Source organism: Chitinophaga vietnamensis (genome assembly GCF_902167635.1).
Taxonomy (GTDB): Bacteria; Bacteroidota; Bacteroidia; order Chitinophagales; family Chitinophagaceae; genus Chitinophaga; species Chitinophaga vietnamensis.
Window position 1 is genome coordinate 258,004 of record NZ_CABHMS010000001.1, and the last position, 12,145, is coordinate 270,148.

Annotated in this window: 14 protein-coding genes; 13 read left to right on the plus strand and 1 reads right to left on the minus strand. The window is 45.6% G+C overall.

The genetic code is table 11. The features are described from left to right. Window positions 1–60: 60 nt before the first annotated feature. The 6 genes from FPG75_RS01080 to FPG75_RS01105 all read left to right on the plus strand — a co-directional run bounded on the left by FPG75_RS01080 (window position 61) and on the right by FPG75_RS01105 (window position 4,978). On the plus strand, window positions 61–384 hold the full coding sequence (locus FPG75_RS01080) for an ArsR/SmtB family transcription factor (protein WP_143304646.1): 324 nt from the start codon (window positions 61–63) through the stop codon (window positions 382–384). Between the two features lie 6 nt (window positions 385–390). Beyond that, the gene (locus FPG75_RS01085) at window positions 391–864 is read left to right on the plus strand and encodes an SRPBCC family protein (RefSeq protein WP_143304647.1); all 474 of its coding nucleotides are present in this window, start codon (window positions 391–393) and stop codon (window positions 862–864) included. Further along, window positions 861–1,427 (plus strand): DUF4256 domain-containing protein, encoded by a 567-nt coding sequence (locus FPG75_RS01090; protein WP_143304648.1) that lies wholly within the window; start codon window positions 861–863, stop codon window positions 1,425–1,427. The genes FPG75_RS01085 and FPG75_RS01090 overlap by 4 nt, the downstream gene beginning before the upstream one ends. Before the next feature lie 305 nt (window positions 1,428–1,732). Continuing rightward, window positions 1,733–3,889 (plus strand): TonB-dependent receptor, encoded by a 2,157-nt coding sequence (locus FPG75_RS01095; RefSeq protein ID WP_143304649.1) that lies wholly within the window; start codon window positions 1,733–1,735, stop codon window positions 3,887–3,889. Then, the gene (locus FPG75_RS01100) at window positions 3,870–4,289 is read left to right on the plus strand and encodes a DUF2141 domain-containing protein (RefSeq protein WP_143304650.1); all 420 of its coding nucleotides are present in this window, start codon (window positions 3,870–3,872) and stop codon (window positions 4,287–4,289) included. The genes FPG75_RS01095 and FPG75_RS01100 overlap by 20 nt, the downstream gene beginning before the upstream one ends. Window positions 4,290–4,294: 5 nt before the next feature. After that, on the plus strand, window positions 4,295–4,978 hold the full coding sequence (locus tag FPG75_RS01105) for a hypothetical protein (protein WP_143304651.1): 684 nt from the start codon (window positions 4,295–4,297) through the stop codon (window positions 4,976–4,978). Window positions 4,979–5,049: 71 nt separating this feature from the next. On the opposite strand, the gene FPG75_RS01110 is transcribed toward FPG75_RS01105, so the two are convergent. Beyond that, complete coding sequence (locus tag FPG75_RS01110) at window positions 5,050–5,895, minus strand: LytTR family DNA-binding domain-containing protein (RefSeq protein ID WP_161596621.1); 846 nt, start codon at window positions 5,893–5,895, stop codon at window positions 5,050–5,052. Between the two features lie 223 nt (window positions 5,896–6,118). On the opposite strand from FPG75_RS01110, the gene FPG75_RS01115 reads away from it, so the two are divergent. From FPG75_RS01115 to FPG75_RS01145, 7 genes are read left to right on the plus strand one after another with little or no spacing between them, the layout of a single operon-like run. After that, window positions 6,119–6,526 (plus strand): hypothetical protein, encoded by a 408-nt coding sequence (locus FPG75_RS01115; protein ID WP_143304653.1) that lies wholly within the window; start codon window positions 6,119–6,121, stop codon window positions 6,524–6,526. After that, on the plus strand, window positions 6,519–7,922 hold the full coding sequence (locus tag FPG75_RS01120; protein WP_143304654.1) for an AMP-binding protein: 1,404 nt from the start codon (window positions 6,519–6,521) through the stop codon (window positions 7,920–7,922). The genes FPG75_RS01115 and FPG75_RS01120 overlap by 8 nt, the downstream gene beginning before the upstream one ends. After that, the gene (locus tag FPG75_RS01125; RefSeq protein WP_143304655.1) at window positions 7,919–8,524 is read left to right on the plus strand and encodes a 4'-phosphopantetheinyl transferase family protein; all 606 of its coding nucleotides are present in this window, start codon (window positions 7,919–7,921) and stop codon (window positions 8,522–8,524) included. Before FPG75_RS01120 ends, FPG75_RS01125 begins: the two co-directional genes overlap by 4 nt. Next, window positions 8,521–8,970, plus strand: a complete 450-nt coding sequence (locus FPG75_RS01130; protein ID WP_143304656.1) for a 3-hydroxyacyl-ACP dehydratase FabZ family protein — start codon at window positions 8,521–8,523, stop codon at window positions 8,968–8,970. Before FPG75_RS01125 ends, FPG75_RS01130 begins: the two co-directional genes overlap by 4 nt. Before the next feature lie 2 nt (window positions 8,971–8,972). Continuing rightward, on the plus strand, window positions 8,973–10,151 hold the full coding sequence (locus tag FPG75_RS01135; protein ID WP_143304657.1) for a beta-ketoacyl synthase N-terminal-like domain-containing protein: 1,179 nt from the start codon (window positions 8,973–8,975) through the stop codon (window positions 10,149–10,151). Between the two features lie 10 nt (window positions 10,152–10,161). Next, window positions 10,162–10,911, plus strand: a complete 750-nt coding sequence (locus FPG75_RS01140; protein ID WP_161596622.1) for an SDR family NAD(P)-dependent oxidoreductase — start codon at window positions 10,162–10,164, stop codon at window positions 10,909–10,911. A 13-nt stretch (window positions 10,912–10,924) separates the two neighbouring features. Next, on the plus strand, window positions 10,925–12,136 hold the full coding sequence (locus FPG75_RS01145) for a beta-ketoacyl-[acyl-carrier-protein] synthase family protein (RefSeq protein WP_143304659.1): 1,212 nt from the start codon (window positions 10,925–10,927) through the stop codon (window positions 12,134–12,136). Window positions 12,137–12,145: the final 9 nt, after the last annotated feature.

The following is a 12,145-nucleotide window of genomic DNA, read 5'->3' on the forward strand; positions in this document are numbered from 1 at the left end:
AAAAGAAAAATTTGCGTAGCCAGATGGCAATACATATATTTGTAGTCAAATAGCTACACAATGAATTTGAGACGAGACGTGTTCCAGGCCATCGCAGACCCCACAAGAAGGGCCATATTGTTACTGGTGGCCTCGCAATCCATGACTGCAGGCGCCATCGCCGCCAACTTCGACACGGCCCGGCCCACCGTTTCAAAACACCTGCAAATACTCACTGAATGCGAACTGCTGCAACAAGAGCAAAACGGAAGGGAGATCTATTATCATATCAATGCAAAGAAAATGAAGGAGGTGGCCGACTTCATTGAGCCATTCCGGAAAATGTGGGATGACAGATTTAATAAACTGGAATCCATCATGAAAAAATACAAATCAAAGAAATAGCATCCCATGGAACCGAAAACAAAAATCAAAGCCGACAACGGCAAACAGGAACTGGTGATCACCAGGGAGTTTGAGCTGCCCGTGGACCTGCTGTTTAAAGCATATGTTGAGCCGGAAATCGTAGCCGAGTGGATGGGAACGAAAGTGCTGAAACTTGAAAGTAGAAAACACGGCAGCTACCAGCTTCAGACAAGCGACCCCAAAGGAAATGTTGCCTTTATTGCCAGTGGCGTGATCCACGAATTTATTCCGGATCAAAAGATCACCCGAACCTTCGAAATGGAGAAGATGTCTTTCGGCGTGCAGCTGGAGATCCTCGTATTTGAGCGCCTGACCGACGACACCAGCCAGCTCACGATGCACGTGATATACGAATCTGCAGCGCAAAGAGACCAGGTACTGCAATTGCCCTTCGCTCAAGGCATCAATATGGCGCACAGCCGCTTACAGGATGTTGTACGTAAAAAATACAAGATATGAGTAATAGTAAAAAGAAGTTGTCGACCGCACAACGCGACGAACTGCTCAGCACATTGAAAGCCCGTTTTGAAAAACACATGAGCCGCCACAAAGGCCTGGAATGGGCTGCTATAGCAACAAAGCTGGCAGCGCATGCGGAAAAACTCTGGTCGCTCCATGAAATGGAAAGAACCGGCGGCGAACCCGATGTAGTAGGGTACGATAAAAAGACTGATGCCTACCTGTTCTGCGATTGCTCCGCAGAAACGCCCGCCGGCCGCCGGAACACCTGCTACGACCGGGAAGCGCTGGACGCCAGGAAAGAACACAAACCGGAAAACAATGCGGTGGACATGGCCGCTGATATGGGCATTGAACTTTTAACGGAAGAGGAATACCGTGGCTTGCAGCAACTCGGCGCCTTCGATCTGAAAACATCGAGTTGGGTGAAAACACCTGCCGATATCAGAAAAGCCGGTGGCGCCCTCTTCTGCGACCGCCGCTACGGCCACGTATTCTTGTATCATAATGGCGCGCAATCTTATTATGCCGCCAGAGGCTTCCGCGGTGCATTAAAAGTGTAGCGTCGCTGTCTGACAAAATAACCGGTTGACTCGTTCAACCGGAAAATATTTTTATCTCCGGATACTCCTGTTTAAATGAATATTTTTCCCGCTCTTTCTCCTCATCTTCCATCCTCATTTTTCATCTACAAGATAAAAAAGAGGCCGTTTTTTTCTAGCCACCGATCCCAAAAAGTACTCAACCGTCATAAATGGTAGTCGTCCGTCATATTGCGTAGTTGTACATAGTAAGGCGTTGAAAACCATAGCATAATGATCTAATATTGGTAAAGAATCGACAACGGTTTTTTACTTAAAACAGCATTATGCGATTAAAAATTACCACTACCATCGTCATTATACTGTGCTCACTGACCGCCTTCAGTCAGCACTGGATCAGCGGCGTTGTTACCAACTCCGCGGGCAAGCCTGTTGAGGGCGCGAATGTATTTATTATGGGCACCATTGAAGGCGCCTCTACAGATAAAGACGGCAAATTCAAATTCTCCACTGCTCAACAGGAAATGATCACCCTGGGCGTTAGTTATATCGGGTATAAAGATTATAAACTTACTGCCAAGGTGGCGGATATGGCTAATCTCTCCATTGTGTTGTCTGCCCAGGATAAAAGCCTTAATGAAGTAGTGATCCGCGCCAGTTCATTCAGCCTTGGAAAAACCAGGACCCTCGAAAAGATGGATGCCCTGGACGTAGTGATGACCGGCAGCTCCAACGGAGATATCTATGGCGCCTTACAATCGCTACCCGGTACGCAGAAGGTGGGCGAAGATGGAAAGCTCTACATCAGAGGAGGTGAAAACAGGGAAACGCAGACCTTTATCGACGGCATGCACGTACTGATGCCTTATACCAGCACAGCGCAGAACATGCCCTCAAGGGGCCGCTTCTCTCCCTTCCTGTTTGATGGGATCAACTTTTCGCTGGGCGGTTATGAATCCGAATATGGCCAGGCGCTTTCTGCTGTATTGCCAATGGATACCAAAGAAGTAGCATCCGGTACGAAGCTCGGCGTCAATGTTTCGCCCCTGAGCATAGGAGGAGGCGGAACTGTTGCCTTCAAGAAAAGTTCTTTATCTGCCAACCTTATTTATACTGACCTGACCCTGTATAATAAAGTATTCCCCGATGCCTATACCTGGAAAAGGCCCTACCAGAGCCTGTCGGCAGAAGCGCAGTACCGTGCCGCCTTCGGTACCACCGGCATATTTAAATTATATACCGGCTACGACAGAACCTTCTTCATCAGAACATTTGCAGATACCCTGAATCATGTTCCCCAAAGGGATTTCAACCTGAACCAGGACAACTATTATATTAATGCCACTGTAAAATCCCAGACTAAAAAGAAATATCATCTCTTTCTGGGCGCCGCATTTTCTTACGTGAATAACCGCTATGCGAATGCAAATTTTCAAAATGATGAATACCGTCAATCAGAAAATGAATGGCATATAAAAGCAAAAGTGGATAAAAGTGTTTCGCGCATCTACAAGATCAGCGCTGGTATGGAAACGTACCTGAAAGGCTACCAAAGCCGCTACCAGGATACATTGAGCCGGCGCCTGCAAGATCAGCATCTCAATTACCAGCTGTATGCCGCCTATCTCGATAACCAGTTCAGGATTGTGCACGGATTGTATGGCAATGTTTCAGGCCGACTGGAATATGCAGGGTTTAACCAGGCCTGGAATGTATCGCCGCGTTTTTCACTGAACTATATTGCCGACAAATTCCAGGTATCCGCCATCTATGGCAAGTATTATCAGACCCCCGACAATACTGTGCTGGTGGCCAATCACAGCGATTTGAAACAGGAGCTGGCCACCCATTACATCCTGGGTGCTTCTTATGATTTCAAAGGCAAGCTGGTAAAAGCAGAATTTTATTATAAAGATTATGATCACCTGCACCTTCTGCGGGAGAACGTTTATAATTCCGCCGGATACGGTAGCAGCAGTGGTTTTGACCTGTACCTGTCAGACGAAACATCTATCAAAAACCTGAAGTACAACGTATCCTATTCTTACAATGATTCAAAAAGATTGTACAATAATTTCCTGGTGGCTTCCACGCCTTTGTTTGCAACAAAGCACAATGCCCGCATGTCTGTACGGTATTTGTTTTCATCGCTCAATACATATGTAGGGATATCTAACACCTTTGCCAGTGGAAGGCCTTACATCAATCCCAATATCAATAGTGATGTTAACTCCACGGATAAATATTATTACAGCCTGGATGTGAACATGACTTTTTTGCTAAGCAAGAAAGTGATCCTCTATACTTCTGCCAGTAACATTACCGGCAGAAACAATACCTACGGCTACACCTACGCTGCCCAACCCGATAAAGACGGCATCTACAGAGGGACGCCCGTTACCGCATCACGCAATACCTTTTTCTATATAGGTCTATTTATATCACTTAAAAATAACTCAGCTTATGATGTTTCAAATTTTTAAAATGCTGGCTATCGCCCAGCTGTTGTTCGCAACAAATTTACCGCCCGACAAAACTTACCGGCTGGAATTGAATGTACACAACATCATGATCAGCAAGGGCAAGATTTATGTGGCCATCTACAACAATGAGAAGGAATTTATGAAGAATCCTTACCTGAAGAAATCCGTTCCTGTAGAGCATTTCATGTCGGAGAAGATCGTATTTGATAACCTGCCGGAAGGAGATTATTGCGTGACCATTTACCAGGATCTGAATGAAAATGCAAAGCTGGACAAAACGCTGAACATGCCCACAGAGCCTTACGGATTGTCCAATAATCCTAATGCCTTCCCTACTTACGAAAACACCAGGTTTCATATCAATAAAGACACTGCAATCAGAATTAAACTTAAAAATTAAAACACATGAAAAGAATAATGCAAAGCCTCGCAGCCATCGTGCTGCTCCTGTCAGTTCACTTCGCCCATGCACAAACACCACAGGTAAAGCTGGACGAAAATATGGTTCCCTGTCAGAACCTCCTGAAACAGATCTTGTCCAAAACCAGGCAGATCAAGGATATCAGCGAGTTGTACAACAGCGTGAATGAATTAAAAAGAGTAGGAAAGATGTATCCGGCAGAATGGTTGCCGGACTACTACACTTCCCTGTTCGACATGAAGCTGGCACTCAGCGGTAAAGCCGACAAAAAAGATGACCTGCTGAAAGAAGCAAAAGAAAAAATAGATGCGCTCAGCAAGAATGCGGGCGCCAATGCTTCCGAAGTGGCCACCTTATCCGGCTATTACTACTATGTGATGATTGCCCTGAACCCGGAAACCAATGGGCAAAAGTATTACAAGGATGTGATCAGCAACTATCAGAAGGCGATCAACCTGGATGGTAAAAACCCGCGTCCACAGCTGCTCCTGGCCATCTTCCAAAATAATATGGCTTCCTTTATGAAAGAAAAAGACAATAATTTCTGCGCTAACCTGAAGAAACTGGAAACCGCTTTCAGTGAATTTACGCCCAAAAGCGAAGTAGATCCCAGCTGGGGAATGGGTGAGCTGAAGAATGCACAGCGAACTTCCTGCGCCCAACAATAATTATCTCGAAAATTTTTACAAGCAGAAGCCCGAAGCAGGTACGCCTGTTTCGGGCTTCTGCTTGTTGGCATTTAGTGTATGATCTTCTGAAACGCCGGCGCGAAGTTCCTGGAAACCGGAATAGGATTTTCGTAATCCTTCAGAATAATTTTATAACCGTTTGAATTGCCTTGTGCTGTTTTTATCTTGCTCAGGTTTACCATGAATGAACGGTGACACCTGAAAATTGAAGCCTCATCGATCTCGTCCAGTATAGCCGTTAGCGTATTTCGTATGATGCGGGTAGTTACGTGGCCATCTTCCATGTAATAAACATGGATATGATTTTTTACCACCTCCAGAAAAAGAAAATCATGGATAGCAATAGAGAAAGGTTTGTCTGTCGTGTTCAGTGAAGGGAACAGCAATTGCTTGTTGGTATCAGTTTCTACTAGTGTTTCGTCACTTTGAATGATCTTGCTCAAATTATTTTTCAGTGTACGGTTGTACCTGATCATGATGATGGTAATGATGGGCAACATACCAACGGCAGCCGTCAGAAATAAAATATACAACATGCCTTCCAGCTTGGTAATCGTGTCTGCCACCAGGAATGACTGCGAATCGCCGATTAAAAAAAGAAAAATAAATCCATTGAAGAAAGAAATGAACAGTAATACGAACAGGATATATCCTATTTCGCTGAGGATCGTCCATCTTTTGTGATTTTTCTTTAAGATCCTGCCCTTTAATACATAGTTACAGATAATTAAACAGATAAATGTAGCGGCGCCAAAGCATAAAGCGCCCACAATCTTGTTTTTTTCATAGTTCACAAACCCGAATGGCTTGTATAAATAGATAATAAGGGCGATGGCAAGGCTAATAATGAGGATACTTTTGAATTTGATGGTGTCAAACGGGTACTTTCTGCTCAACAGACTTAAGATTTGGCTTAGCATATGGGATCAAAGGTTTAGTATATAGGAACAAACACTGCTGTTAAGATAATATATTTTGATTGGAAAATACGTAATTCATCCTATAAACTATCAGCTCATAAAACAGCGCAGACGTTCGTCACAAACTCCTAGTTGTTCGTCATAAGGTATTGTTTTTCAGTTATTTGCATTGGATATTTGCTTCATAATCGTTCAGCAAATGAAAACAAAAAACGATACCGGAATCTCTTCAGTTTTTTATCGGGTCACACAAGGTGAGGCCAGGTTAGAAACATTAATTAATCAGGTTAATAGTACCGCCTTACCTGCCGCCGAGAAATATGCTTACCAGGCATTTTGTTGCGCCATGCTGGCAAAAAGCACCAGTGGCATGTTGCAGAAAGGTAAATATATACAGCAGTATGGTGTTTTCATTGAAAAAGCAATGGCGATTAAAAATACCTGCTATGAAGCCCGCCTGTTCCGCTTCCTCGTTGAGCAAAAACTGGAACATGTCAAGTTTACCAGTCATATAGAACAGGACCGCAGCTTTTTGCAGGATCAGGTGAATCATGTGCAGGACGACTATTTAAAGGAGTTGACGTTTAAAGCACTGGAAAATGAATAACGAATCATTCCTGTATCCATTCACCGCCTATCCAAATGGCATGATCATCAACGTGCCGCAATCAAAGGCCTACAGCTACCAGGCTTTCTATGGCCTCGTAACAGCGATGGCCGGCGATCTGGAACAGCTGCACCTCGCGAAACACAGCGTGATCGTTATCTATGGATACAAGAATTCTTTCAAAGCACTGTTGTTATTTTTTGCGTGTATCAAATGCGGTTACATTCCTTTTATAGTGGAAGCCGCCAGCATGGCGAAAATAACAGACCTGAAATTCAATGGGGTCTTCTCCGATGAAACACTGACAGGCGGCCAGTTTGAGACCGCCACACGCACCACCATCGGCGGAGAGCAGTTCTATTATAATATCCATCCCGAAGTATATATAGGAGATGAAAATGACCTGTTGATCGTTTCCAGTTCCGGCAGCACTTCCAAAGTGCCGAAGAAGATACTGCTTGGTAAAACGCAAACCATTACCAATATCAGGTCTAACCAGGAAGCATTATCTATTACAGAGAAAGATGTAACGCTGCTGTTGCTGCCTGTTTCCTACTCCTATGGCCTGATTGCGCAGTTCCTGTCGCACTTCTTTTCCGGCGCCACCATCGTTTTAGGGGAAAGGTTGCTGAGCGTATTGCAACTGCCGGAGCTGCTGGTGAAATACCGTGTTACCAATGTGTTCATGACACCGCTGCTGGCCAGGCTGATACTGTATTATAATCAACATACCAAACAGATTGGCAACAGCCTGAGATTTATCACGCTGGGCGGCGACAAGCCACAGGCCCAAACATTGCGAAAAATATATGCGCTGTTCGCCTGTCCGATTTATGGCACCTATGGCCTGGCAGAAGCCGGTCCACGCGTAGCCACCTATAAATTTATGGAGCTGCTGTCTGAACAGGAAGAATGGTGCATCGGCGATATCAATCCCGGTATTTCTGTAGAAGTGCAGCGGGAGAAAAAATACGAAGAGATGTACCAGGGGATTAATATAGGATACCTGTCTATCAGAAGCCCTTCCATCTACCTTGGATATATCAAAGGCAATAAATTAAAGAAGACGCCTTCCCCGCAGGTACTACGCACAAAAGATATCTGCATCGAAAAAGGTAAAAGGTTCTATCTGCTGGGAAGAGAAGATGATTTCATCATCTATAAAGGAAAGATCATCTGGTTCTATAAACTGAGCCGCGATCTGTATGAAACACCGGGGATACTGAAAATAACGATCCGCAAGAATGCCGGCGATGTGCTGGAGATCAAGATCTTTCACAGGAATGTGATTTCAATAACAGGAATACAGGATGTGCTGAATAAAAAGTATGATTTGAAGTATGGCGTTAACTATCATATCAAATTGATGGAATTTAATAATACCCACTACAAATGATCACCATCTATGTAAGCGATACCCTGCCGGAAATGCCGGAGAAAAAGTGGTTGTTAATAAAACGCTTTTTCAACGACAAGATACTCGATCGCCTGGAAAAGTCGCCCGGAGATACTTACAGGCTAAGGCGTTTCACCTCCCGGCTGATGTTGATACAGATATTTGAAGACCTTGGCATCAGCCTGCAACACCTGGGCAGCCTCTGTTATAACAGCTTTGGCAAACTGGTAGTAAAGCCGCTTACTTACAACATATCCATTTCATATAGCGGTGATAAAACAGTTTGCCTGGTGAGCGACGACAGAGCAGGACTGGATGTAGAAGACATACAAAAGGAACCCGGGCCCCGGCACGTGAATCTGCTGGAACAACTGACCGCCACCATCATCAAGGACCGCATTGACTTTTACTGCCTATGGACGAAGATGGAATCTATTGCCAAGATATATGAAGATAAAGGACTGGCCGCTGTTATATATGATCCCGAAGCGCGCGAAAAACATTACACACAACAATTTTTGCTTCAACAAAAATACATGATATCAGTTGCTGCAACAAAAGCATTCGACATTGCTGTACCTATAAAACTACTACATGTATGATCGCTACAAACTTTGATAACCTGAACCCCGTGGCCCTGCTGCCGCACAGAGCGCCGATGTTGTTGGTAGATAAAGTAGTACACACCGATTTTGATAAAAGTATTACCGTGGAAACTACCATCGATAAAGACTCCTTTTTCATGAGAGGCCACTTTCCCGGTTACCCGCTTTTGCCCGGTGTGATCATCATCGAAATGATGTTTCAGGCCTGCGGTATCCTGAACAGGGTTTCCAGTAGTGAACAGTCGCAACAGGAGCCACGGACACGCATCGGCAAGGCGGTGAAGGTAAAATCAGCCGTGTTTTCGAAAGAGGTATTGCCCGGCTCCGTGCTAAGGATCACCGCAGAAAAAGTGCATAGCCTCTTCCATTTCAGCGAGTATAAAGTTACCGCTAGCGTTGCAGGTAAAAATGTTTGTAAAGCAGAACTCACCTTATCTATTTGATCATGGAACAGCATAACAAAATATTCGTAACCGGTTTGGGCAGCATATCTGCACTGGGATATGGCGCAGATGCAGCATGGCAAAGCATCCTGGAGGGTAACAGCCGTATCAGTATAAAAGACAACTGGCAGAACACTAAAATAAAACCACAGTTTTTTGGCGAGGCCGTTGACGTGGCTTTTGAAGAAGAAGTGAAATGGGATGAACGCTTTGCCCCGCAACTCTACTCCAGACTGGGCATACTGGCTTGCAAAAAAGCGCTGGAAGATGCGCAGATCGTGTTGGAAAGTTCGGATAATGAAATAGGGCTGATCATCGAAACCAGCCTGGGCGCTACTGCCGCTGTAGAGGATTATCTCTATGACCTATACCAGCACGGCCTGGCGAAGGTAAGCCCGCTTAAATTCACTAAAACCGTTGCCAACACTGTATTGGGCGATATTTCAAGAACGTTTAAGCTCAACGGCCCCAGCTCGCTGATATACAATTCCAATAGTATCAGCTATGGTATTGATCTGATCAGGAAAGGAGTGGCGGATATTGTTATCTGCGGTGGTGTGGATCATTACACCGAGTTCAGGGTGCTGAGCGAACAGGAAAATGGCCGTCTCATCAGCGTAAGCGGAGATGAAAACCGCCACCAGGCTATTGTAGATGCCGCTGAACAGGAACGCAATGTATTGGGCGATGGCGCTGCATTCATCGTACTGGAAAGCGAAGAAAGCGCCTTGAAAAGAGGCGTCAGGAAATACGCCGAGATCGTAGAATATCATAGCGGCTTCGACTATCATCATGTAGAGGATACCACCCGGCGGTCGGCGCACATTATCGAGAACGCCTATACGAAATTCAAACCGGTTATCCATCCCGGGGAAAAGGTGGCCTACCTGAGCGCCTACACTACCAGCCGGCAGTTACAGCACAGCGAGCAACCTGTACTGGAAAAAATGGAAAAGGAAAATCCTGCATACCGCCTTTGTCATAAAGCATATACCGGCGATATGAAAGCTGCCAGCTCCGTGATGGGCGCCAGTATTGCCAGCCAGATATTACATGGTGGCCTGTTTCCGGTGAAAGAAGCATCCGGCAGCTATCCCACCGGAATTACATATGCCTTTGTTAGTACCGCGCATGAAGGCGGCGGCAGCTCACACCTCATTTTTAAACAAACCACACTTTAACTGTACAGCTATGAAAAACATTTTTATCACAGGCGGCTCCAAAGGTATTGGGAAGGAGTTAGTCAGGGCATTCGCCCACAAAGGGCAACAGGTGTTTTTTACCTATCAGTATTCTGTTGCAGGCGCCGAAGCGCTGGTAGCGGAGCTCAAAGCAGCAGGGTTCGAAAATGTGCAGGCATTTAAATGTGATATGGGCAACGAAGAAGAAGTGAAACAGCTATTCAAAACAAACCGGGAGCTATTGAAAGATATTGATGTATTGATCAATAATGCCGGTATCAGAGATAGTAAACTGAACGCTAACCCAAAACCGTTTATCATGACCTCTTCAAAAGAATGGTGGGAAGTAATGCACAATAACATCAATGGTGTGATGAACACCTGTCGGGCCGTGCTTCCTGCGATGATAAAGAAAAGAAGCGGCCGCATTATCAATGTCACTTCCCTGGCTGGTATCAAAGGCAACCCGGGACAGTCGGCCTACGCCTCTTCCAAAGCGGCTATCAATTGCTTCTCCAAGTCATTATCGAAAGAAGTGAGCGGAATGGGCGTTACGATCAACTGTGTGGCGCCAGGATTCATAGAAACAGAAATGGTGGAGAACCTGCCGGATAAATACATCAACGACAGAGTAGGGCATAGCTTGTTGAAAAGACTGGGCACTACAGCAGAGATATCTAACCTCATCACGTACCTGGCACTGGAAGCCCCGGGCTTTTTGATCAACCAGGAGATTGTTATCGATGGAGGCATGAACTAAAAAAACTGATCACATGAAAAAGAGAGTAGTAATAACAGGTATCGGCGCAATATCGTCTTTGGGAAATAATATAGAAGAGATGCTGGAGAGCTTGTCTGGCGGGAAGATCAGGTACGACGTGATCCCGGGCGAACGTTTCTCTACCAGTCATAAATTATTTGCCAATAACCGCGGCTTCATGATGGACCAGTCATCCTACATGAATGCCTGGGAAAAAGATGCCTCTATCATGAGCGAGGTAGCGACGGCCTGTATAGATGAGGCCTTGCAGAAAGCAGATCTGTCCAGGGAGGCTTTGCAGCAATACACCACGGGCCTGTGCCTGGGAACCTCTGTGGGCGCCAGTTTCCCGATCCTGCAACGCATCCGGAAATCGGTATACGAACAGGAAGATGATTATGAGCTGGCCTTGTATTCCACACCGAAGATACTGGGCAAGATAGCGCGTGCGTTCAAATTGAGCGGGTATGTTTCTGCTATCTCCACGGCCTGTGCGTCCGGCACTAACTCTATAGGAAGAGCCTTTGACCTGATCGAAAACGGGAAGGCGGATGTGATGATCAGCGGTGGCATCGACATCTTCACAGAGCTTACCTATACTGGCTTTAACTCACTGCTGGCCATCTCCAAAACAAAATGTAAACCTTTCAGTAATACCAGGGATGGTATGTCCTTAGGCGATGCCTGCGCCATCCTGATACTGGAAAGCCTTGATACGGCGCTCGCACGCGGCGCGCATATCTATGCGGAAATAAAAGGTTATCACATATTGAATGAAGCCTACCATGCTACCGCGCCGCATCCGGAAGGCAAGTACGCCCTGAAGTGCATGAAAGCGGCCATGGACTATGCGCAGATCGATATTGCAGAAGTAGATTATATCAATGCTCATGGCACAGGCACCAGCAAGAACGACGGGGCAGAGCTGAATGCCTGTAAAAGCTTGCTGGCAGGCAAAGAAGGGCCTACGTATGTTGGCTCCACCAAATGCCTGACCGGCCACACCCTCGGCGCCGCCGGCAGCATTGAAGCTATCATCAGCATACTGAGCATCCATCATAATACCCTGTATGCCAGCTATGAAGATACCGACCTGCCAGGCGTGGACAATATACATTTCGTTACACAGAATATAGCCGATGTGCGCATCAGAACTGTACTCTCCAACTCATTCGGTTTCGGTGGCAATATGGCCAGCATATTATTATCTCATTACAAAAATTAAAAAAATTAC

Bases quoted from the DNA above. Each gene is read 5' to 3' on its own strand.
- FPG75_RS01080 (WP_143304646.1), top strand. From the start codon at position 61: ATGAATTTGAGACGAGACGTGTTCCAGGCCATCGCAGACCCCACAAGA.
- FPG75_RS01085 (WP_143304647.1), top strand. From the start codon at position 391: ATGGAACCGAAAACAAAAATCAAAGCCGACAACGGCAAACAGGAACTG.
- FPG75_RS01090 (WP_143304648.1), top strand. From the start codon at position 861: ATGAGTAATAGTAAAAAGAAGTTGTCGACCGCACAACGCGACGAACTG.
- FPG75_RS01095 (WP_143304649.1), top strand. From the start codon at position 1,733: ATGCGATTAAAAATTACCACTACCATCGTCATTATACTGTGCTCACTG.
- FPG75_RS01100 (WP_143304650.1), top strand. From the start codon at position 3,870: ATGATGTTTCAAATTTTTAAAATGCTGGCTATCGCCCAGCTGTTGTTC.
- FPG75_RS01105 (WP_143304651.1), top strand. From the start codon at position 4,295: ATGAAAAGAATAATGCAAAGCCTCGCAGCCATCGTGCTGCTCCTGTCA.
- FPG75_RS01115 (WP_143304653.1), top strand. From the start codon at position 6,119: ATGAAAACAAAAAACGATACCGGAATCTCTTCAGTTTTTTATCGGGTC.
- FPG75_RS01120 (WP_143304654.1), top strand. From the start codon at position 6,519: ATGAATAACGAATCATTCCTGTATCCATTCACCGCCTATCCAAATGGC.
- FPG75_RS01125 (WP_143304655.1), top strand. From the start codon at position 7,919: ATGATCACCATCTATGTAAGCGATACCCTGCCGGAAATGCCGGAGAAA.
- FPG75_RS01130 (WP_143304656.1), top strand. From the start codon at position 8,521: ATGATCGCTACAAACTTTGATAACCTGAACCCCGTGGCCCTGCTGCCG.
- FPG75_RS01135 (WP_143304657.1), top strand. From the start codon at position 8,973: ATGGAACAGCATAACAAAATATTCGTAACCGGTTTGGGCAGCATATCT.
- FPG75_RS01140 (WP_161596622.1), top strand. From the start codon at position 10,162: ATGAAAAACATTTTTATCACAGGCGGCTCCAAAGGTATTGGGAAGGAG.
- FPG75_RS01145 (WP_143304659.1), top strand. From the start codon at position 10,925: ATGAAAAAGAGAGTAGTAATAACAGGTATCGGCGCAATATCGTCTTTG.